At 71.7% G+C, this 20,988-nt stretch carries 20 protein-coding genes; 8 read left to right on the forward strand and 12 right to left on the reverse strand.

Annotated features, from left to right (window positions below):
* The first annotated feature begins 92 nt into the window (after nt 1–92).
* Entirely contained in the window at nt 93–1,094 is a 1,002-nt protein-coding gene (locus ACIBZJ_RS31830) for a hypothetical protein (RefSeq protein WP_395936170.1), read from the forward strand.
* A gap of 18 nt (nt 1,095–1,112) precedes the next feature.
* On the opposite strand, the gene ACIBZJ_RS31835 is transcribed toward ACIBZJ_RS31830, so the two are convergent.
* Nucleotides 1,113–1,829 (reverse strand): maleylpyruvate isomerase family mycothiol-dependent enzyme, encoded by a 717-nt coding sequence (locus tag ACIBZJ_RS31835; protein WP_395936172.1) that lies wholly within the window; start codon nt 1,827–1,829, stop codon nt 1,113–1,115.
* Between the two features lie 159 nt (nt 1,830–1,988).
* Nucleotides 1,989–4,196, reverse strand: coding sequence for an MMPL family transporter (locus ACIBZJ_RS31840; protein ID WP_395936174.1), 2,208 nt, complete (start codon nt 4,194–4,196; stop codon nt 1,989–1,991).
* Between the two features lie 326 nt (nt 4,197–4,522).
* On the opposite strand from ACIBZJ_RS31840, the gene ACIBZJ_RS31845 reads away from it, so the two are divergent.
* Nucleotides 4,523–5,641, forward strand: coding sequence for an adenosine deaminase (locus ACIBZJ_RS31845; RefSeq protein WP_395936176.1), 1,119 nt, complete (start codon nt 4,523–4,525; stop codon nt 5,639–5,641).
* Nucleotides 5,638–6,615 (forward strand): endonuclease/exonuclease/phosphatase family protein, encoded by a 978-nt coding sequence (locus tag ACIBZJ_RS31850; RefSeq protein WP_395936178.1) that lies wholly within the window; start codon nt 5,638–5,640, stop codon nt 6,613–6,615. The genes ACIBZJ_RS31845 and ACIBZJ_RS31850 overlap by 4 nt, the downstream gene beginning before the upstream one ends.
* A gap of 42 nt (nt 6,616–6,657) precedes the next feature.
* On the opposite strand, the gene ACIBZJ_RS31855 is transcribed toward ACIBZJ_RS31850, so the two are convergent.
* The 6 genes from ACIBZJ_RS31855 to ACIBZJ_RS31880 form a co-directional block, all read right to left on the reverse strand.
* The gene (locus ACIBZJ_RS31855) at nt 6,658–6,855 is read right to left on the reverse strand and encodes a PspC domain-containing protein (protein ID WP_395936180.1); all 198 of its coding nucleotides are present in this window, start codon (nt 6,853–6,855) and stop codon (nt 6,658–6,660) included.
* A gap of 133 nt (nt 6,856–6,988) precedes the next feature.
* Nucleotides 6,989–7,345, reverse strand: coding sequence for a VOC family protein (locus ACIBZJ_RS31860; RefSeq protein ID WP_395936182.1), 357 nt, complete (start codon nt 7,343–7,345; stop codon nt 6,989–6,991).
* A gap of 129 nt (nt 7,346–7,474) precedes the next feature.
* Entirely contained in the window at nt 7,475–8,437 is a 963-nt protein-coding gene (locus tag ACIBZJ_RS31865; RefSeq protein ID WP_395936184.1) for a biotin-dependent carboxyltransferase family protein, read from the reverse strand.
* Nucleotides 8,431–9,006: a 5-oxoprolinase subunit PxpB gene (gene pxpB / locus ACIBZJ_RS31870; RefSeq protein ID WP_395936306.1), complete on the reverse strand. Its 576-nt coding sequence runs from the start codon at nt 9,004–9,006 to the stop codon at nt 8,431–8,433. Before pxpB ends, ACIBZJ_RS31865 begins: the two co-directional genes overlap by 7 nt.
* Nucleotides 9,007–9,043: 37 nt before the next feature.
* A complete protein-coding gene (locus ACIBZJ_RS31875; RefSeq protein WP_395936186.1) occupies nt 9,044–10,090 on the reverse strand; it encodes a DNA primase in 1,047 nt (348 codons plus the stop codon).
* A gap of 71 nt (nt 10,091–10,161) precedes the next feature.
* A complete protein-coding gene (locus tag ACIBZJ_RS31880; protein WP_395936188.1) occupies nt 10,162–10,455 on the reverse strand; it encodes a hypothetical protein in 294 nt (97 codons plus the stop codon).
* A 245-nt stretch (nt 10,456–10,700) separates the two neighbouring features.
* Here ACIBZJ_RS31880 and ACIBZJ_RS31885 point away from each other — a divergent pair, with 245 nt between their 5' ends.
* Complete coding sequence (locus ACIBZJ_RS31885) at nt 10,701–11,390, forward strand: response regulator transcription factor (protein WP_395936190.1); 690 nt, start codon at nt 10,701–10,703, stop codon at nt 11,388–11,390.
* Between the two features lie 13 nt (nt 11,391–11,403).
* A complete protein-coding gene (locus ACIBZJ_RS31890; protein WP_395936192.1) occupies nt 11,404–12,873 on the forward strand; it encodes an ATP-binding protein in 1,470 nt (489 codons plus the stop codon).
* 424 nt (nt 12,874–13,297) lie between these two features.
* Here ACIBZJ_RS31890 and ACIBZJ_RS31895 read toward each other — a convergent pair whose 3' ends face one another.
* From ACIBZJ_RS31895 to deoC, 3 genes are all read right to left on the reverse strand, one after another.
* The gene (locus ACIBZJ_RS31895) at nt 13,298–14,221 is read right to left on the reverse strand and encodes an aldehyde dehydrogenase family protein (protein WP_395936308.1); all 924 of its coding nucleotides are present in this window, start codon (nt 14,219–14,221) and stop codon (nt 13,298–13,300) included.
* Between the two features lie 164 nt (nt 14,222–14,385).
* On the reverse strand, nt 14,386–15,801 hold the full coding sequence (locus ACIBZJ_RS31900) for an aldehyde dehydrogenase family protein (RefSeq protein ID WP_395936194.1): 1,416 nt from the start codon (nt 15,799–15,801) through the stop codon (nt 14,386–14,388).
* A 2-nt stretch (nt 15,802–15,803) separates the two neighbouring features.
* Nucleotides 15,804–16,736 carry a deoxyribose-phosphate aldolase gene (gene deoC / locus ACIBZJ_RS31905; protein ID WP_395936196.1) on the reverse strand — a complete coding sequence of 311 codons (933 nt, stop codon included), beginning with the start codon at nt 16,734–16,736 and terminating at the stop codon, nt 15,804–15,806.
* Nucleotides 16,737–16,894: 158 nt separating this feature from the next.
* Between deoC and ACIBZJ_RS31910 the strand changes: the two genes are divergently transcribed.
* The 3 genes from ACIBZJ_RS31910 (at nt 16,895) to ACIBZJ_RS31920 (ending at nt 19,390) form a co-directional block, all read left to right on the forward strand.
* Entirely contained in the window at nt 16,895–18,193 is a 1,299-nt protein-coding gene (locus tag ACIBZJ_RS31910) for a glycosyltransferase (protein WP_395936198.1), read from the forward strand.
* A gap of 80 nt (nt 18,194–18,273) precedes the next feature.
* Nucleotides 18,274–18,846: a uracil phosphoribosyltransferase gene (upp, locus tag ACIBZJ_RS31915; RefSeq protein ID WP_395936310.1), complete on the forward strand. Its 573-nt coding sequence runs from the start codon at nt 18,274–18,276 to the stop codon at nt 18,844–18,846.
* Nucleotides 18,847–18,892: 46 nt separating this feature from the next.
* Nucleotides 18,893–19,390 (forward strand): hypothetical protein, encoded by a 498-nt coding sequence (locus ACIBZJ_RS31920; RefSeq protein WP_395936200.1) that lies wholly within the window; start codon nt 18,893–18,895, stop codon nt 19,388–19,390.
* On the opposite strand, the gene ACIBZJ_RS31925 is transcribed toward ACIBZJ_RS31920, so the two are convergent.
* The gene (locus tag ACIBZJ_RS31925) at nt 19,301–20,950 is read right to left on the reverse strand and encodes a phospho-sugar mutase (protein ID WP_395936202.1); all 1,650 of its coding nucleotides are present in this window, start codon (nt 20,948–20,950) and stop codon (nt 19,301–19,303) included. The genes ACIBZJ_RS31920 and ACIBZJ_RS31925 overlap by 90 nt on opposite strands.
* Between the last annotated feature and the right edge of the window lie 38 nt (nt 20,951–20,988).

Genomic DNA, 20,988 nt, shown 5'->3' on the forward strand with positions numbered 1-20,988 from the left:
TTGCCGTTGTGGTCCTCTTTCTGGCTGCTTGTGGGCAGGGGTCCGCTACCGGTACCACCCAGAACACCGCGGGGCCGACGAGCGACGACACGTTGAGCTCCAGCCTCGAGTCGTACTCCGGGATCCCGATCGGTGGCCGTTTCTCCGACGCCGGCCACGGTGCGCTCGTCCGGGCCGAGTGCACCGCCGACGGCTGCGGCTACCAGGTGGTCAGCACCTCCGACGGTGGCAAGAACTGGTCGACTGCCGATGTGCCGGGCGCACCGGTGACCAGCACCCCGCTCGACGACGCCTACGCCGTGGTGCTGCCCGGCGGTCAGATCGTCACCGAGATCCAGGTCGAGGCCGATCGTCCGGCGCGACGGACGGCCGACGGAGGCAAGAGCTGGGCGCCGCAGCGCGCCGCGCCGCTCGGCGGAACGAACCGGGTCGGCAGCGGTGAGGCCCTGGTCGGCTGGTGCGCTCAGTCCGTCGACTGCGCCGAGCCGTTCCTGCGGGTGATCCGGCCGAACGGCACGTCGGCCTCGTTCGGGCCGCCCCCGCCCCAGCTCTCCGAGACGGTCGGCGCGTCCAGGGTCGCCGACGGAGCGCTGTGGGTGCAGGGACGCGACGGCGTCGGCCGGGTGGTGCTCGCGGTGAGCCGCGACAACGGCAAGTCGTGGACGATCAACCGGGTGCCCGCGGCGGCCGCGGCCACCGTCGACATCGCCGGTTCGGGCGAGACGGCCTGGGCGCTCTCGCTCAGCGACCCGGCCAACGGGGGAACCGGCGGGACGGTGCCGACCGAGCCGGGCCGCAAGCTGCGTCAGTCGCTGCTCTACAGCGCGGACGCGGGGCGGTCGTTCAACCCGGTCAAGCTGCCGGAGGAATACCGGCTCAACACCGGAAGCGGCATCGGCGTCACCGACTCGGGTGCGGCCGTGATCGCGTCCGACGGCCGGGTCGCCGTCGTGACGCCGGACGGCAGCATCACCGACGCGACCGACGTCGAGGGCTCGGTGTACGACCTCGGTGGCAAGGTGCTGGTCTACGGCCCGAACGGCAGCTGGGTGACGTCGGACGGCAGCTCGTGGGCCGCCTTGCCTGCCCGCTGAGGGGGCAAGGCGGCGGGGTCAGCTCCAGGCGGCGAGTTCGGGCGGCGTGCCGCTGATCGCGAGCGCCGGGGCGGCCAGGCCGACCCGGCCGAGCAGCCAAGCCAGCAGCGCCGAATCCGGGCCGTCGATCGAGGCGGCGACGTCACCGCTGCCGAACCGGCTCCGGCCGACCTGCACCGCGACGCCCGGCTTCAGGCGGTTCGGCAACTTGGCCAGTTCGTGCGGCAGGTGACAGCTGACGAACTCCTCCGGCCAGGACTCGATCGTGTAGACGTCGAGCCCGAGATCGACGTGGTGGATCTCGACCTCGCGCCAGCGCGCCCACGCGCACCGGGACGCCGGGTAGGCGCCGGTCGGGAACAACACCTGGCGGCCCCACGTCGGCGCGGTCATCCGGGCGAACGCGTGCACGACGCTGATGTTCGCGGAGGCCACCTCGTCCATCAGGTCGTTCGCGTCGCTCTGCGCCCCGGTCTCGATCTCCGCGTCGCGAACCACCGGGCCACCCGGATAGGCCTCGACGGTCCGATGCGCGAGTGCACCCTCGACCAGCCGCACCATCGCGTCGCCGTTGCGCGCCACATGGGCGATGACGTGCGCGCGGGACCACCCCGGCAACACCGACGGCTCGCGGATCTCGGCATCGGTCAGCGTCGCGATCGTGCGTTCGAAGCGCTCCTGGGACAACGGAACGTTGGCGACGGCCGCGGGGAGGTCGTACGTCGAACTCGTCACCCGGCACATCCTGCCCTGGGTGGGACTCCGCGTGCAGGACCGTTAACCCGATTCGCGCCGAACGGTCGATCCGACACGTCGACTGACTGGTTCACGCCCCCAAACGGCAGGGTGCAATTGCCTGCGTTAGCAGGCAATTGCACCCGTCGGACTGTGTGATCAGTCTCGTGCGGACGCCCCACTGAGGGCATGCTCCGGAGTGGACTCCGAGGGGGCCGGGACGACCACCGACGGGGCCTCGCGCAGCCCGAACCGGTCGTGCAGTTTGCGCAGCGGCTTCGGCGCCCACCAGTTCGCCCGGCCGAGCAGCGTCATCGTGGCCGGCACCAGCAGGCACCGGACGATCGTCGCGTCGACCAGCACCGCGACCACCAGGCCGAGGCCGATCTGCTCGACCGTGCCGATGTCACCGAGGACGAAGCAGGAGAACACGATCACCATCGCGATCGCCGCCGACGTGATGATCTTGCCGGTCCGCTGCAGCCCGGCCCGGACCGCCTCGTCGTTCGACTTCCCCGAGTCGTACTCCTCCTTGACCCTCGCCAGCAGGAACGTCTCGTAGTCCATCGAGAGTCCGAACGCGAAGACGAAGATCACCATCAGGACGCCCGGATCGAGACCGGGGTTGACCAGCAGGTCCAGCGGCCCGGCGCCCCAGCCCCACTGGAAGGCGGCGACCATCGCGCCGAACGTCGCACCCATCGAGACCAGGTTCATCACCAGCGCCTTGATCGGCACGACCACCGACCCGGTCATCAGGAACAGCAGGATGAACATCGCGATCGCGATCACGCCACCCGCCAGCGGTAGATCGCGCTGGTAGAGCGTCAGCTCGTCGTGGAAGAACGCGGCCTGGCCGGTGACCCACGACTGCCCGCCGTCCGGACGGTCCGCGCGGAAGCGTTCGACCAGGTGCCGGGCGTCCGATCCGTTGGCGTCGCCCTTGACGTCGAAAGCGATGACCGACGTGCCCGGGCGGACCTGCTCGGCCTTGCCGATGCGACGGACCTCGGGATCGTCGGCGAAACCGGCGGCCCACCGGTCGAGCGCGGCCGCGTCCGTACGGGCCACCACCGAGATCGCGGGCGCCTCCTGCCGTTCGAACCGGCCGTCGAGCGTGTCGAGCACCCGGCGGGACTCGATCGAGGTCGGGATCTCGCCCAGGCCGGGGTTGCTGATCTTCGTCGAGAACACCGGCACCGCGGCGACGAGCAGGATCGCGAGCGAGCCGAGCAGGACGATCAGCGGACGCCGCTGGACGCCGCGGGCCAGCGCCGCGAACACTCCGCGCTCCGCGTTCGCGTGGCGGGCCTTGCGGAACCGCTTCACGCCCGCCGGGGTGATCCGGCGGCCGAACAGGCGGAGCAGCGCGGGAATCAGCGTGACCGCGGTGAGCATCGTGACCAGCGCGATCGAGATACCGGCGGCGCCGATCGCCTGCAGGAACGGCATCTGGACCAGAACCAGGCCGAGGAAGCTGGCCATGACCGTCAGTGCGGAGAACGCGACCGTCCGGCCGGCCGTGCCACCGGCCCGGGCCGCGGCTTCCTCACGCAGTGCGGCCGGCAGGATCGGCTTGCCGACCCGGACCTTCTTGGGCGTCAGGCCGGGACCGGCGGCGGCCACGAGCGCGGCCAGCTCCTCGCGGTAGCGCGAGACGACGAGCAGGCCGTAGTCGATCGAGAGCCCCAGGCCCAGCAGCGTGACGACCGTGACCGTGTCGCTGCCCAACCCGACGAACTTCGAGAAGCCCCAGAGCGTCAGCATCGCGGTGGCGACCGACGCGACCGCGCCGAGCACCGGCAGACCGGCGGCGATGAACCCGCCGAACACGATGACCATGAAGATCAGCGTCAGCGGCAGTGACACCATCTCCGCGGTGGAGAGGTCTTTCTGCACGGTCGCGTTGATCTCCCGGCCGAGGAGCTGTTCCCCGCCGAGTTCGACCTTCGCGCCGGCCAGGCCACTGTCGGCACTGACGATCTTGTCGAGACGGCTGCTGACCGCCTCGACCGAGGCGTCCTCGACGTCGGAGTCGAGGTCCTTCTTGTAGTGGACGATGACCAGCAGCGCGCGCTCGTCCTTCGACACCAGCGCCGGACCGGCCGTGTACGGGGTGTCGACCTGCGTCACGCCCTGCGCCGTGCGCACGTCGGCAGCGGCCGCCTCGACGGCGGACTTCGTCGCGGCGGCGTTCGGGTCGACCCGGTCGACGACCGCGATGACCGAGCCGCCTTCGGTTTCCGCCGCGTCGAGCACGTCGCTGCCGACGACCGACTCGAACTTGGCGTCGTTGGTGCCCTTGTCCAGCGAGCTGAACACGGGGCCGGCGGCGAAGACGCCACCGACGATTGCGAGAACCCACACGGCGACCACTAACAAGCGGTGCCGGAAACAGAATCGGCTCAACCGACCGAACATCGCTCTGCCCTTCGTAAACGGCCCGCACCCCCGCCGGGCGCGTTGACGGGCTGAGCCTCTCGTTGACGGGCATCTGGGGGCATCCGGTGTGCACCCTGATTAATCCCTGGTCCGACCCCTAATACGCAGGTATCGATACCCAGGGGTGAAGACAGTGGCAGATGACGGCCGGATGAACTCGCACGGTTCGCTCCGCAACGAACGTGCAACGACATCGTTGCTGGTCACTGCAGTGGAACGGTCCGTGACGGACTGGGATAGCCTCTGCGAGCATGAGTGATCCGTTGGCCTACTCCGACATCGTTCGGGCCCCCAAGGTGCTGCTGCACGACCACCTCGACGGAGGGCTGCGTCCGCGCACCGTCGTCGAGCTCGCCGCCGAGACCGGGTACCGCGACCTCCCGACCACCGACGTCGACGAGCTCGGCGAGTGGTTCCGGGTCCAGGCCGACTCGGGTTCGCTGGTCCGCTACCTGGAGACGTTCAGCCACACGGTCGGCGTCATGCAGACCAAGGACGCGCTGGCCCGGGTCGCCGCGGAATGCGCGCTGGACCTGGCCCGCGACGGCGTGGTGTACGCGGAGGTCCGGTTCGCGCCGGAGCTGCACATCGAGCAGGGGCTGGCGCTGACCGAGGTCGTCGACTCCGTGCTGCACGGGTTCGAGGCCGGTGCGGCCGAGGCCGCCGCCGAGGGCCACACGATCCGGCTCGGCACGCTGCTCACCGCAATGCGGCACGCGGCGCGTTCGCGCGAGATCGCCGAGCTGGCCGTCGCCTACCGGGACGCCGGTGTGGCCGGCTTCGACATCGCCGGCGCCGAGGCCGGCTTCCCGCCCACCCGCCACCTGGACGCGTTCCAGTACATCAAGCGGGAGAACGGGCACTTCACGATCCATGCCGGCGAGGCGTTCGGGCTGCCGAGCATCTGGGAGGCGCTGCAGTGGTGCGGCGCCGACCGGCTCGGGCACGGCGTCCGGATCGTCGACGACATCGAGGTGACCGACGGGTCGGAACTCGTCGATCCGCGGGACGGCGTCGCCCGGCTGGGGCGGCTGGCCGCCTACGTGCGCGACAAGCGGATCCCGCTGGAGATGTGCCCGTCGTCGAACATCCAGACCGGTGCGGCGTCCTCGATCGCGGAGCACCCGATCGGGCTGCTGCACGATCTGCGCTTCCGGGTCACGGTGAACACCGACAACCGGCTGATGAGCGACACGTCGATGTCGAAGGAGTTCACGCTCCTGTCGGAGGCGTTCGGGTACGGCTGGGCCGACCTGCGCTGGTTCACGGTCAACGCGATGAAGAGCGCGTTCCTGCCGTTCGACGAGCGGCTGCGACTGATCGACGACGTGATCAAGCCCGGCTACGAAGCGTTGACGGCCGCTTCGTGACCGCACCGGCGGGGCTCGCCCGTCGGGCCGGGACGCGACTGTGGAACGGGCTCCTGTGGCTGGCGGTGGTCGGCTGCGCGGTCTGGGCGCTCGTGCGGGGCGTCGGGTTCGACACCCGCACGCCGTTCGCGCAACTGGTCACGTTCACGCCCTACGTGGCCGCGTTCTCGCTGGTCCCGGCGGTGCTGGCGGCAGTGACCCGGCGGTGGCGGGCGCTCGTGGCGGCCGTGGTCGTCGTCGTGGCGTTCGGATTTTTCGTGGTGCCGCGGGTGCTGCCGTCGGGCTCGCCGTCCGGAGACCGGCTCCGGGTGGTCGCGTTCAACACGAAGCTCGGCGCCGGCTCGGTGTCGTCGTTCGCCGCGCTCGTCCGGGCCGCGAAGCCGGACGTGGTGATGGTGCAGGAGCTCACGCCGGAGTGGGCGGCGGAGTTCTCGGCGCTCGGGCTGTTCCCGTACTCGGCGCTGCGGGCGCTGCCCGGGGCGTCCGGGACCGGGATCTGGGCCCGCTACCCGCTGACCGATTCGCGGACCGTGGACCCGAAGTCGGGGTTCGACCAGACGTTCGCGCTGCTGCGACGGCCCGGGAAGCCGGTGCTCGAGGTGATCAGCGCGCACCCGCGTCCGCCGATCTTCAAGCCGGAGGAGTTCGGGTCGGTCGCCCGGTGGACGGGGGATCTCTCGCGGCTGCCGCGGGCGTCGCGGTCCGGGCCGGTGCGGATCATGGCCGGCGACTTCAACGCGTCGCTGGACCACTCGCCGTTCCGGAAGCTGGTCGGCTCGGGGTACGTGGACGCCGCGGCCGAGGTCGGCAAGGGGTTGGTGCCGACCTGGCCGATGAACGGCAACAAGGCCCCGCCGGTGACGCTCGATCACGTCCTCGTCGACTCCCGAGGAGACGCGTTCTCCTTCGATGCCCACACCATCCCCGGAAGCGACCACCGCGCGGTGTCAGCCGGCCTGGTCCTGCGCGCGTAGCGCTTGTTCTGACGCTGAGCCCGCCCCGGGCGGGCCGCCCACCTACTCGTTGGGGATGGCTATCCAGAGGCCCAGGTAGATGAGGAACTGGGGGCCGGGGAGCAGGCAGCTCAGGATGAAGAGCAATCGGACGGTGTTCGAGGACATCCCGTAGCGACGGCCGATCGCGGAGCAGACGCCGGCGATCCACCGGTCGTTGCGCGGGCGGGCGAGGCGACGGCCGTAGGACACCGAGCTCATGATGATCAGACACCCTTCGAGTTGACGGGGCGGGGCGTGTTGCCCCGCTGACCTCAACTGTGGCGCGTGCCCGGTGCCGAAACGTCCCCCTCGAGAGCGACATCGCCCGGGGGTAAACCCGGACCCCCGACCCTTACTGCTCGAAGATCCCGAACACGTTCCCGCCCGGGTCGCGGAACCTGGCCGTCACCTCCGGCGGCTCGCCGCCGATCGGCGCCACCACCTCGCCGCCGTGCTGGACGAGCGACGCGATCGTCTTCTCGACGTCGTCGACCATGATGTAGATCAACAGGCCCGGTTCGGACGCCGGCGGCCGACCGGTGACCCAGACGCCGCTCACCTCGCCGACCGCGTCGTCGAACGCCAGCCTGCCGTCACCCCGCCGACGCAGAGCCCACCCGAACACCCGGCTGTAGAACTCGGCGGACTGCCGCACGTCGACGGCCGGGATCTCGAGATAGCTGAGCTTTCCGTTGGCCAAAGTGGGCATCGCTGCTCCGTAACCGTCGTTTTCGGACCGGACACCCGTAAGTGTGCCGTTCTGTTCGGTGTATCGCGGGCCGTCGGCCATGAAATCGTGGCGTTCTCGGCTCACTCACGTATGAAGAGCCCTATCGGCTCACGCGACATCGGCGCGTCGCAGCCGCAATGTTGTTCCGGGCAGCACTTGGGCGGCTAGCCATAGATCGTCGGGATTGACCACTCCGATGACTGGATAGCCTCCGGTGACCGGATGATCGGCGAGGAACAGAACCGGCCCCGACGGAGGTACCTGTAGCGCGCCGGCGACCATTCCCTCGCTCGGGAGCTCACCGTCCGTGGTGCGGGGGAGCGGAGGCCCGTCCAGCCGCGCACCGACTCGGTCGCTCTCCGGAGTGACGGTCCAGGCCGCCGAGTAGAGCGCGTCGAGCGCCGAGGGCGAGAACCAGTCTTCCCGGGGCCCGGGGTGGACCCGGAGCACCGGCACGGCCGGAATCACCGGCTCGACCACCGCTCGCGCGGCGAACCCGGCCGCGACGCCGTCGAGGTCGAGCTCCGCCCCGCCTGCGGCTGCCCCGTCGGGATCGGTGGCCCCGTCGGGGTCGGGGGCGGCCGGGGCGTGGCCGGGGTCCGCGAGGTGGAGCGTCGCGGTGCCGATCGGCAGGCGGTCGCCGTCGGCGACGCGCGGGGGTCCGAGGCCGGAGAGGGTGTCGGTGCTGCGGCTGCCCAGCACCGGGGGCACCGCGAAGCCACCGGCCACCGCCAGGTACGCGCGCACCCCGCTCCGGGCGGTGTTCAGTCGCAGGACGGTGCCGGCGGGTACGGATACCGCGGCACCGTGTGGTGCGGGTACACCGTCGATCGACAGCGGACAGCGGGCCCCACTGACCGCCACCACGGCGTCCGCATCACAAACCGCGACCAGGCCGCCGAGCGTCACCTCGAGCGCCGCAGCCGTCGGCGGATTGCCGACGAGCGCGTTCGCGCGCGCGAGCGCGGGACGGTCCATCGCGCCGGAGCGCGGCACACCGAGGTGAGCCCATCCCGGGCGGCCGTGGTCCTGCACGGTCGTCAGCGGTCCGGCCGATCGGACGGTCAGCATCGTACGAACCGCACCCGGTCGCCCGGCGTGAGCAGCGCGGGCGGGTCCGCGGCCGGATCCCAGAGCGTCCGGTCGGTGCGACCGATCAGTTGCCAGCCTCCCGGCGACGGCCGTGGATACACACCGGTGAACTCCCCGGCGAGCCCGACCGCACCGGCCGGTACCCGGGTCCGCGGCGAATCGCGCCGAGGCACCCGGAGGAGCTCCGGCAGCCCGGTGAGGTACCCGAAACCCGGCGCGAACCCGGTGAACGCGACCGTATAGACCGCGCCGGTGTGCAGCTCGACGATCCGGTCGCGGCCGACACCGGCGCGCGCGGCGACGTCGTCCAGATCGGGGCCGTTGTAGTGGACCTCGATCGTGACCTCGCGGCCGGTGCCGTCCGAGGCCTGGTCCGGGCGCCAGGACATCACCCAGCTCAGGTCCGGAGCAGCGCCGGGAGTCCACCGCACGAGTACGGTCCGCGCCCCGGGCACGACGTCTTCGACGCCCGGCAGCGCGCGCCGCACGATCTCGGCCCGCAGCGCCGCCGGGTCGTCCGCCTCGATCAGCTCGGCCAGCGGTCCCATCGGACGCCGCCGGCCGGTCGCCGCGGCCGTCAACGGGTCAGTCGTGCCACTCGACGGCGGAGGAGATCCGGCCGATCACGCTCCGCCAGCCCAGCGCGGCCTGCTCGGGGCCGATCTTGCGGAGCTTGCGGCGGCCGAAGAATCCCTTCGCCCGGATCGCTTCGTCGAGTTCGTCGAGCGGCGATCCGCTCGAGAGCATGCTCTCGACCTCGGTGAGCTCCAGCGCGTAGGCCAGGTCGCGGGCGATCTCGCCGGCGCCGATGATCAGGTCGCTCTCCCAGACGTCGCGGCCGCCACGCAGGTTCTCGACGACCAGGTCGAGTTCGTAGCGGTCTTCGTCGTCAGGGACGACCAGGTCGGCGGTGAGCGTCTCGACCAGCTCGGCCCAGTTCTCGCTGGTGGTCAGGTCGTGGGCGGCCGGCGACTTGACGAACGCGACCAGGGAGTCGGCGTCGCGGAAGAGGTGGAGGGTGTTGTCGGTGGCGAGGAAGACGGCTTCTTCCTCGCCGGCCGCGACGCGAGCCCGCCCTGCGGGGGCTTCCTCGTCCTCGTCCTCGTCCTCGTCGTCGTCGAACGCGGCCGGGTCGTCGAGTTCGTCGGCGTCGTCGTCGCCCAGCGGCGTGAACCGACGACCGGCGGCCTTGTCCGAGGCGGTGCGCCCGGGGCGGTCGTCGTCGTCCTCGTCGAGGTCGTCGTCCGCGCTCGCGCGCGGGGAGTCCTCGTCGTTGTCGTCGTCGTCGACGGCGGCCGCGGCGCGGGCGGCTTCCTCGTCCTCGGGTTCCGCGGCCAGTGCCTCGGCCTCGAGTTCCTCGTCGTCGACCACGTCCGGATCGACCGTGTCCGGGTCTTCCTCGACCACGCGGTACTCGCGGAGGGTCAGCCCGACGCCGCCGCGCGGCAGCGCGATCTCGACCGGGTCGATCCCGAGGGCCTCCCAGTACCGGGCGACCTTCTCCGACCGCTCGCCGTCGGACTCCTCGACGTCGTCGGACTCCTCGGCCTCTTCGGCCTCGTCGTTCACGACGTCCTCGTCGAGGATCTCGTCACCGGAGGTCTCGACGTCCTCCGGGTGCCTGCCCGCCACGGGTCCTCCAAAGTGCGGCCGATTCGTCCCCGTCTACCTTAGGGCCGCGCCGCTGCACCGTGGTGGGCGCCTCACCCGTCGCCGTTGTTCACGTCGAGCTTGGGCTGATCGTTGTCCCACCATGCGGTGATCTGCGACGTCTTCCCGCCCGAGACGAACGTGATCTGGATCCGGGTCGCGTTCCGACGGGTGACACGTGACTCGTAACCGGTCGACGGGAGCGAATCCAGGACCGTGACCTCGCCCCGATTCCACTGGATCTTCGCCCAACCGCCATCGGTCGGCACGGTGGTGAGGTAATTGAGGACCCCTTGGTCGTCGGTCCACGACTGCAGCACCGGGTTCGAATCGTCACTCGTCTGCACGGACGGCGCCGGAGTGGGGCTATGCGTCGTCCCTCCGGCCGGTGGAGGACCGGCTCGCGGGGAAGCATTTTCTAATTCCCTCACGGAGAGTGGTTTCGGCCCATCTGGCACGGCTGCATATAGGACGAGTCGAACGCCAAACCACGAAACGGTCACCGCCAAGGCTGTCGTCCCGAGCCACAGTAAGGTGAGCCGTACCGCACGAGGCATACCGTCCATCCTTCCATCGGGCTACCGTGCCGGACATGCCGACCGTGTTGCTCGTCGAGGACGACCCCACGATCCGTAGTGCCCTTGTACGTTCTCTGTCAAAAGCGGGCCATGTCGTCCGCGCGGTGGGGACCGCCTTGGATGCACTGCGCGAAGTCACGTCCGCTCGTCCCGACGTAGTAATTCTCGACCTGGGACTACCCGACTTGGACGGTGCGGACGCATTGCGCATGTTGCGTGGCGTTTGTGACGTTCCGGTAGTCGTGGCAACTGCCCGTGACAACGAGCGGGAAATCGTTCGGCTGCTCAACTCGGGTGCCGACGACTACCTGGTGAAACCGTTCTCGTTCGAGCACCTCACCGCGCGGATGACCGCGGTACTCCGGCGCAGCAGCCCGGGCGAGGTCCGGCGCGACCCGACGCTGACCGTCGGCGGGCTCCGCATCGATCTGAACCGGCGCGAGGCCGTGCTGGACGGGACGGCGCTCGACCTGGCGCGCCGCGAGTTCGACCTGCTGGCCTACCTGGCCGCCCGGCCCGGCACCGTGGTGAGCCGCCGCGAGCTCGTCGAGGCCGTCTGGCGTCAACCGGCCGTCGGTGGTGACCAGACGATCGACGTCCACCTCTCCTGGTTACGACGGAAGCTCGGGGAAACGGCGGCCGCGCCGCGGTATCTTCGGACCGTCCGCGGGGTCGGGGTGAAGCTCGTGGATCCCACGTCGTGAGGTCAGGCCGCCGATGAGACGTGCGCTCGCACTGGTCGCACTGGCGACCACGTCGATGGTGTCGCTCGCCTTCGTCGTGCCGTTGCTGCTCGTGGTGCACCAGATCGCGCGCGACCGGGCCGTCACCGACGCCCAGCGTCAGGCCGACGCGGCGGTCGCCGTGCTGGCGGCCACCGACGACACGCACGGGATCGAGAAGGCGGTCCTGACGATCCCGGCGTGGAATCAGGACGGGCTGGCGATCCACGTCTCCGGCGAGCCCACGATCGGCACGACCCGGGCCAAGCCGTCCGACATCAAGCTCGTGCGCACCAACGGTGAGCAGCCGATCACGGCGAGCGTCGACGGTGGCGTGGTCTACCTGAAGCCGACCACGCTCCTGCGAACGCAGTCCGGTGACAACACCGCGGTGATCGAGGTGTTCGTACCGGCGGCGTCGCTCAGCCGGGGGGTGGCCGGTGCCTCGATCGCGCTGATCGTCGTCGCCATCGGGCTGGTCGTCGGATCGGTGGTGGTGGCCGACCGGCTGGCCGCGAAAGTCGTCGGCGCGACCCGCAACCTGGCGGCGGTCGCGCGTGCGTTCGGTGACGGAAACCTGGACGCGAGGGTCGAACCGTCCGGTCCGCGGGAACTCTCGGAAGCGGGATTCTCGTTCAACACGATGGCCGACCGGGTCGTCGCGACGCTCGATGCGGAGCGTGAGCTCGCGGCCGACCTCTCGCACCGCCTGCGGACGCCGCTGACCGCCCTCCGGCTCGACGCCGAGGCGCTCGACGACGGCGTGGACGCGGCCCGCATGCGGGAGGCCGTGGCGACGCTGGAGCGCGAGGTCGACATCATCATCCAGACCGCGCGCCGGCCGTTGTCGGAGCGCGGGCCGGAGTGGTGCGATCTCGCCGAGGTCGTGGCCGAGCGGGTGGATTTCTGGGGTGCGCTGGCCGAGGACGAGGGGCGCGATTTCCGGCTGGCCGGGGTCGGGCGGCGGGTTCCGGTGGCGGTGTCGCGGACCGAGCTGGTCTCGATCGTGGACGTTTTGCTCGGCAATGTGTTCCGGCACACCGCACCCGGAGTGGCGTTCGCGGTCAGCGTGCTCGTGCTGCGGGGGCCGGTGGCCGCGTTGGTGGTCGAGGACGCCGGTACCGGCATCAAGCATCCGCGGATGGCGGTGCGGCGCGGCAACAGCGGCGGCGGGTCGACCGGACTCGGGCTCGACATCGTGCGGCGGGTCGCGGAAACGGCCGGGGGATCGATCCGGATCGACACCAGCCCGATGGGGGGTGCGCGGATCCGGGTGGATCTGGCGATGCTCGACCCGGCGGTGTTCCGGAACATGACCCGCGGCGGGGGGCTGGGTGCCGAGCGGGACGAGCCGTGGCCTGATGCGCCTCGTGGGGCTGGTGATTACCGCCCGCTACATCGCGCGGTAGGGGCGCTGCGGGCGATGCGGAAGACGCGGGTTAACTCCCGATCAGACAGACCTTAACGAAACCTCAAGGGGCTTCCCGCTGGTCAGCGTGCCATCGTAACGTTCAGTTGTCAGACACCAGCGAGCCGACGCCGACCCCCCGGGCGCCGGACGCAGCCAAAACGCGGTGGGACGAGGCCGGCATTGGCCCCCCGTCCCACCGCGTCGGTTTTTTGTTTGTGGGCGGCCCGGTCAGGACGACGCTGACAGGCGAGCGCGCCTCCTTGAGACGGGGCCCTTATGTCGCGGCGTCGGCGCGCTCGACTGTCAGCGCCGCCCTGACCGGGCTCCAGGTTAGGACTGCGCCTGCGGTGGCCCGCGCTGCGGTGGCCCGCGCTGCGGTGGCCCGCGCTGCGGTGGCCCGCGCTGCGGTGGCCCGCGCTGCGGTGGCCCGCGCTGCGGTGGCCCGTGTGCTGCGGCGGTCTGCGGGCGTGCGGCGGGCTCAGAGGCCGGTGGGGTGCCAGACGGTTTTGGTTTCTACGAAGGTGGTCATTCGGCTCAGCGGGGGCTCGGCGGTGAAGTCTTCTTCGGGCTCGGGGCGACGGACTCGTTTGAGGTTGGACGCCGCCTCGCGCTCCCACTCGACTGCTTGGTCGGCTGACGCGCCGGTCAGGTCGATTCCCCGGACCTCTTCGTGGGACGCCAGCCACGAGCCCAGCTCCGCGACCTGGCCGGTCAGGACGTTGACGACGCCGCCCGGCAGGTCGGACGTGGCCAGCACCTCGGCCAGCGTGATCGCCGCGACCGGGTCGGTCGCCACCACCACGCAGGTGTTGCCGGTCGTGATCACCGGCGCGATCACGCTCACCAGCCCGAGCAGCGGCGCCCCCGCCGGGGCGAGCACACCCACCACACCGGTCGGCTCCGGCGTCGAGAGGTTCAGGTACGGCCCGGACACCGGGTTCGTGGCCCCGACGACCTGGGCGTACTTGTCGGCCCAGCCCGCGTACCAGACGAACCGGTCGACGGCCGCGTCCACTTCGTCGAGCGGCAGGCCGAACTCGGACCGGCGCGCCTCCATCATCTCGGCGGCCCGGTAGAGGATCTGACCGCGGTTGTAGGGCGTCCGCGCCGCCCAGCCTGCGGACGCCTTGGCCGCCGCGACGACCGCGTCCCGGACGTCCTTCCGGGATGCCCGCGCCACGTTCGCCACGAACGCCCCCTCCGCGTCGGTCGCCGCGAACGTGCGGCCCGACTCGCTGCGGGGGAACGCCCCGCCGATGTACAGCTTGTAGGTCTTCCGGACGCTCAGCCGCCCGGCCCCGGCCGCGACGTCCGAAGCGGTCGCCCTCGCCGGAGCGGCCGTCGTCTCGCGCGCCGACGCCTTCGCCGTCGTCTTGCGCGCCGACGCCTTCGCGGGCGTCACGGCGACCGGCGCGGCTGCCGCCGGAGCAACCGTGCGTTTGGCGGCCCGGGCCCGCTTCGGAGCCGGGCCGATCCGCGTCGCGCCGGTGGCGGCCCGCTTCGCCGGGGATTTCCGGGGGGTTCGCTTCGCCTCGGGGCGGGCGTCACCGTCGTTGGTGGGCTGGCTCATTTGACGTAGGCCTCCAGGCCGTGGCGGCCACCCTCGCGGCCGTAACCCGACTCCTTGTAGCCGCCGAACGGCGATGCCGGGTCGAACTGGTTGAACGTGTTGGCCCAGACCACGCCCGCGCGCAGCTTGTCGGCCATCCAGAGGATCCGGGAGCCCTTTTCGGTCCAGATACCGGCCGAAAGCCCGTACGGCGTGTTGTTGGCCTTCTCAACGGCCTCCGCGGGCGTCCGGAACGTCAGCACGGAGAGCACCGGCCCGAACACCTCCTCGCGCGCGATCCGGTGGGCCTGCGATACGCCGGTGAACACCGTCGGCGGGAACCAGTAGCCCTGGGAAGGCAGCGAGCACGGCGGCGACCACCGCTCCGCCCCTTCCGCCTCGCCGATGTCGGACAGCTCCCGGATCTTCGAAAGCTGCTCAGCCGAGTTGATCGCCCCGACGTCCGTGTTCTTGTCGAGCGGATCGCCGACCCGCAGCGTCGACATGCGTCGGCGCAACGACTCGAGCACCTCGTCCGCCACCGACTCCTGCACCAGCAGACGGGAACCGGCGCAGCAGACGTGCCCCTGGTTGAAGAAGATCCCGTCGACGATGCCCTCGACCGCCTGGTCGACCGGCGCGTCGTCGAAGACGATGTTCGCGGCCTTGCCGCCGAGCTCCAGGGTCAGCCGCTTCGGCGACCCCGCGACGGCACGCGCGATCTCCCGGCCCACCTCCGTCGACCCGGTGAACGCGACCTTGTTGATACCGGGGTGCGAAACCAGCGCCCGGCCGGTCTCCCCGGCCCCGGTCACGATGTTCACGACGCCCGGCGGCAGATCGGCCTGCTGGCACACCTCGGCGAACAGCAGCGCGGTCAGCGGCGTCGTCTCGGCCGGCTTGAGCACCACGGTGTTGCCGGTGGCCAGCGCCGGAGCGATCTTCCAGGCCAGCATCAGCAGCGGGAAGTTCCACGGGATGACCTGCCCGGCCACCCCCAGCGGAGCACTTCCGACACCGGCGTAGCGCAGCTTGTCGGCCCACCCGGCGTAGTAGAAGAAGTGCGCTGCGACCAGCGGCAGGTCGATGTCGCGCGACTCGCGGATCGGCTTCCCGTTGTCGAGCGACTCCAGCACCGCGAACTCGCGGGCCCGCTCCTGCAACAGCCGGGCGATCCGGAACAGGTACTTCCCTCGTTCGCGACCCGGCATCGACCCCCAGGAATCGAACGCTCGACGAGCGGCGGCCACCGCCCGGTCGACGTCCGAAGCGTCGGCCGAAGCGACTTCGGCCAGCACCTCTTCGTCCGCCGGATTGACGGTCTTGAAGACACCGCCGCCGTCGGTGAACTCACCGTCGATGAACAGGCCGTAGGAGTCGCGGAGCGCGACGATGCCGCGCGACTCGGGCGCGGGCGCGTACTCGAAGACCATCTTCAGTCCAGGGTGACGTAGTCGGAGCCGGCGTAGTGGCCGGTGGCCATCTTGCGGCGCTGCAGCAGGACGTCGTTGAGCAGGCTGGACGCGCCGAACCGGAACCAGTCGGGGTCGAGCCAGTCGGGCCCGGTGATCTCGTTGACCATCACCAGGTACTTGATCGCGTCCTTCGCGGTGCGGATGCCGCCGGCCGGCTTCATGCCGACCTGCCGCCCGTGCGCGGACCGGAAATCGCGGCACGCCTCCAGCATCACGAGCGTCACCGGCAGCGTCGCCGCGGGGGAGACCTTGCCGGTGGACGTCTTGATGAAGTCGGCCCCGGCCAGCATCGCCAGCCAGGACGCCCGGCGCACGTTGTCGTACGTGACGAGTTCGCCGGTCTCCAGGATCACCTTGAGGTGCGCGTCGCCGCACGCCTCCTTGACCGCGACGATCTCCTCGAACACCTGGCCGTAGTGCCCGGCGAGGAACGCACCCCGGTCGATCACCATGTCGATCTCGTCGGCGCCCGCGGCCACCGCGGCTTTCGTGTCGGCGAGCTTCACGTCGCGCGGGGCCCGGCCGGACGGGAACGCGGTGGCGACGGCCGCGATCCGCACGCTCGACCCCGCCAGCGCCTCCACGGCGTCGGGAACCCGGTCTCCGTAGACGCAGATCGCGGCGACCGGCGGAGCGTCGTCACCCGGGTGGAGGCCCTTGGCGCAGAGCGCCTTGACCTTCCCCGGTGTGTCGGCGCCCTCCAGCGTGGTCAGGTCGATCATGCGGATCGTCAGATCCAGCGCGTAGGCCTTGGCGGACGTCTTGATCGAACGGGTGCCGAGGCGGGCGGCGCGAGCCTTCGCGCCGACCTCGTCGACGCCGGACAGACCATGCAGGAACCGGCGCAGCGACGTCTCGGACTTCCCCACATCGGGAACGGCGGTAACTGACATGACGACGATCCTACGCAGCGCGTTACCGGCCCGGTCAGGGCAACTTTTGCCATCTGGGCGGGCGTGCGGTGAACGAGCGACGTCTCCACGTGAATGGCCAGTGAAGGCTGTCGCTCGAGCGCCTTGCCGCGGCGCCCGCGGCTCTACCGTCGGGGCCCATGCGCGTCGCCCACTTCTCGGACACGTTCCTGCCGCGCCGGGACGGCGTGATCACGTCGATCCGGACGCTCGCCGGCGCGCTGGCCGCGCGGGGACACGAGAACGTGCTGTTCACGCCAGGTTACCCGGCCACGGCGGCGGTGGGGTTCCCGGTCGTCGGGCTGCCGTCGGTGCCGTGCGGCGTGGCCGATCTGCGGCTGGCGACCTGGCCGCGGGCCCGGCAGGTGGCGCGGGTGGCCGGGGCGGCCCCCGACCTGGTGCACGTCCACACACCCGGCCCGGCCGGGTTGCTCGGTGTTCTCGCTGCTCAGCGCCTCGGTCTGCCGCTCGTGCAGACGTACCACACCGACCTGCACGCCTACGTGGAGGCGTATCGGATCCCGACGACCGTGATGCGGCTGATCGAGAGCGCCTACCGGCGGCGCCTCGGGGTCTCCCGGACGGGTCCCCGGCTGCGGGTGGTGCGCGGCGCGGCCGGGGCCTGGCGTCCGGAACAGCGCTCGGCGACCCGCTGCGGCCTGCTGGACGCGGCCAACTCCGCCTTCCTCGGCGGCACCGACGTCGTCGTGGTGCCGACCGGCGCCGTGCTGCGGCGCTCGGCGCTGCCGGTGGCTCCCGACCAGGTGGTCGCGGTACCGACCGGCGTCGGACCCCGTCCGGTCGCCGCGGACGCCGGGCCGGCGTTCCGCGCGCGTCACGGCATTCCGGCGGACGCACCGCTGGTGCTGTTCGTCGGCCGGGTCAACCGGGAGAAGAACGTCGAGGGGCTGGTCGCCGCCGTCGCGGTGCTCGCTCGCACGCTCCCGGCGGTGCGGGTCGCGCTCGTCGGCGCGATCTACGAGCAGCGGTGGCTGAACGGCCTGTTCCGGACGTACGGCCTCAGCGATCGCGTGGTGACCACCGGCCAGCTTCCGGCGGCCTCGGTGGCGGAGGCGTACGCGGCGGCGGACGTGTTCGCGTTCCCGTCGCTGACCGACACCCAGGGGCTGGTGTTGCAGGAAGCGGCGCTGGCGGGGTTGCCGGTCGTGCTGGCCGACTCCGTGCTGCACGCGCACGGCCCCCTGGCCGGCGCCGCCGTCTGCGCTCCCGGAGACGGCTTCCCCGCTGCGATCGCGGCCGTGCTCACCGATCGGGGCCTGGCCCACCGCACCGCCGTCGCCTGCCGCACGGCCGCGCTGCGGCACACGCCGGAGGCTTACGGCGCCGCGATCGAGGACGTCTACCGGCGGGCCACCGTCTACCGGCGAGCCGCCGGCGGCACGAGCGCCGGCCCGCGTAACGGGATCCGCGCCGCGTAGCGCTGACCTGGGACGGTACCGTCGCGGACGTGCAGACCCTTGTCGTGGATCATCCGCTTGCCAGTGCCCGGCTCACCACGATGCGCGACGCGCGCACCGAGCCGTCCGTCTTCCGCGCGGCGCTCCGCGAGCTGACGCTGATGCTGGTCTACGAGGCCACCCGCGAGATCGAGATCGAGCAGTTCCCGATCCACACGCCGGTGGCGCGCACCACCGGCGTCCGGCTGGGTAACCCGCCGCTGCTGGTGCCGGTGCTCCGGGCCGGGCTCGGGATGGCCGAGGCCGCGTTCGGGCTGCTGCCCGAGGCGTCGATGGGGTTCGTCGGGCTGGCCCGTGACGAGGAGACGTTCCAGCCCCGCGCGTACATGGAGTCGCTGCCGGAGAACCTCACCGGGCGGCCGGTGTTCGTGCTCGACCCGATGCTGGCGACCGGCGGATCGCTGCACCACTGCGTCGGGCTGCTGACCCAGCGCGGGGCCACCGACGTCACGGTGATCTGCGCACTGGCCGCCCCGGAGGGGCTGCGCCACCTGGAGGAGGCCGACCTGCCGATCCGGGTGGTCACCGCGAGCATCGACGAACGGCTGAACGACTCGGCGTACATCGTGCCCGGTCTGGGCGACGCGGGTGACCGCCAGTTCGGCTCCGTGTGAGCCAAATCCGCGTGAGCCTCGTGTGGGTACGCCCCGTGTAAGACCCGTGCCGCAAACACAGTCTGGGAGCACGCCCCGCCGCGACTCGTCGACCCCGCGACGGGCGAGCGTCAGGCGGTCGCCGTCCGGACGCTCGCGCTGGTGTCGCTGGGTACGGCGGCGCAGCGCGGACGCCCGGGCCTGGCGGTACGTGGTGTTCTCGTTCTGCCTGGCGGCGATCGGCGTCACCACGCTCGCGATCGGCTACGAGACGTATTCGTCGATCGAGGCCCTGCGGCTGGTGGGGAAGACCGATCCGCCGCCGGTGTACTGGGCCGGGCTCGTCGCCCAGCCGGCGTCCGTGGCGGTGTTCGCGGCGGCGCTGGTGCGCCTCGCGTCCCCGGCGATCACGACCTGGCCGGCCGGGGCCGCGGCCACGCGCCCGGTGCCGGCGTCCCCGCCCGCCTCGAGCTGGTCAGTCCAGTCCCAGGGCGGCAGCGACTTCGGCCCGCAGCGCGGTCAGGTGGTCGGCGGCCGCGGCCCGGGCGGCGGATACCCCGGCTGAGACCGGCTCGACGACCTCCAGGTACGCCTTGAGCTTCGGCTCCGTCCCGGACGGCCGCACCACCACCCGGACGCCCGGCGCACGCAGCGTCAGCACGTCCGCCGACGGCAGCCGGTCGTGCACCTCGGTCAGCGCCCGCCCGAGCAGCGTCGCCGGAACCTCGGCCCGGATCCGCGCCATCGCCGCCGTGATCTCTCCCGGATCGGAAACCCGCACCGACAGCTGTGACGTCGCGTGCAGCCCGAACTCCACCGCCAGCTCGTCGAGCCGATCGGTGAGCGTCCGGCCGTCGGCTTTCAGCGAGGCGGCCAGGTCTGCCACTGCCAGCGCCGCGCCGATGCCGTCCTTGTCGCGCACCACGTCCGGCGCGACCGCGTACCCGAGCGCCTCCTCGTACCCGAACGCCAGGTCGTCGGCGGCCCTGACGATCCACTTGAACCCGGTGAGCGTCTCCGCGGCACGCGCGCCACGGGCCGGTGCCAGCGTGCTCAGCAGCGACGACGACACGATCGTCGTCGCGTACGTGCCCTTGACGCCCCGCCGCAGCAACGCGTCCGCGAGCAGCACGCCGACCTCGTCGCCGTGCAGCAGCCGCCACCCGGCCGCCGACGGGACCGCCACCGCGCACCGGTCGGCGTCCGGGTCGTTGGCGATCGCGATGTCGGCGCCGATCGACGACGCCAGCGCGACCAGTTCGTCGACCGCCCCGGGCTCCTCCGGGTTCGGGAACGCCACCGTCGGGAACGCCGGGTCCGGCTCGGCCTGCGACTCCACGACCGCCGGGGCCGCGAACCCGCCGGCCTCGAACGCCCGCACCAGCACGTCCCGGCCCACCCCGTGCAGCGGCGTGTAGGCCACCCGCAGGGCGCCGCGCCGGGACGCGTCCGAACCCATCACCGCGGCCACCGTCGCCGCGATGTACTCGTCGATCAGCCGTTCGTCGACCTGCTGCGCCGCCGTGCCGAGCGGCACCGCGGCGAGCGTTTCGACGGCCCGGATCCTGGCCTCGATCTCCCGATCGGCCGGTGGCACGATCTGCCCGCCGTCGGCGAGGTACACCTTGTAGCCGTTGTCCGCCGGCGGGTTGTGGCTGGCCGTGACCATCACGCCGGCGGCCGCCTCCAGCCGCCGTACCGCGTACGCGAGCACCGGCGTCGGCAGTGGCCGGGGCAGCACCAGCGCCGCCCGCCCCGCGCCGGTCACGACCGCCGCGGTCTCGGCCGCGAAGTCGGCGCTGCCGCGGCGGGCGTCGTAGCCGATGACCACCGGCCCGGCCGCTCCCCGATCGTCCAGATGAGCACAGAGACCGGCCGCGGCGGCCCGCACCACCGCGCGGTTCATGCCGTTCGGCCCGGCCCGGACCGGGCCGCGGAGGCCCGCCGTCCCGAACGTGAGCGGCCCGGCGAAGCGGTCGGCCAGGTCGTCCACCGTGGCCGGCAGGCCGGCCAGCACGTTCTGCAGCTCGGCGCGGGAGACCGGATCGGGATCGTCGGCGATCCAGACTTCGGTGCGGTGCCGCAGCGCGGCTACCTCGGGGCCGGTCCAGGACGTTTCGGTCATGCCCTCATCGTGCCCACTCCGCGGGACGAACGTGCGCC

The sequence above is a fragment of the Cryptosporangium sp. NPDC051539 genome (assembly GCF_044454545.1).
Classification (GTDB): Bacteria; Actinomycetota; Actinomycetes; order Mycobacteriales; family Cryptosporangiaceae; genus Cryptosporangium.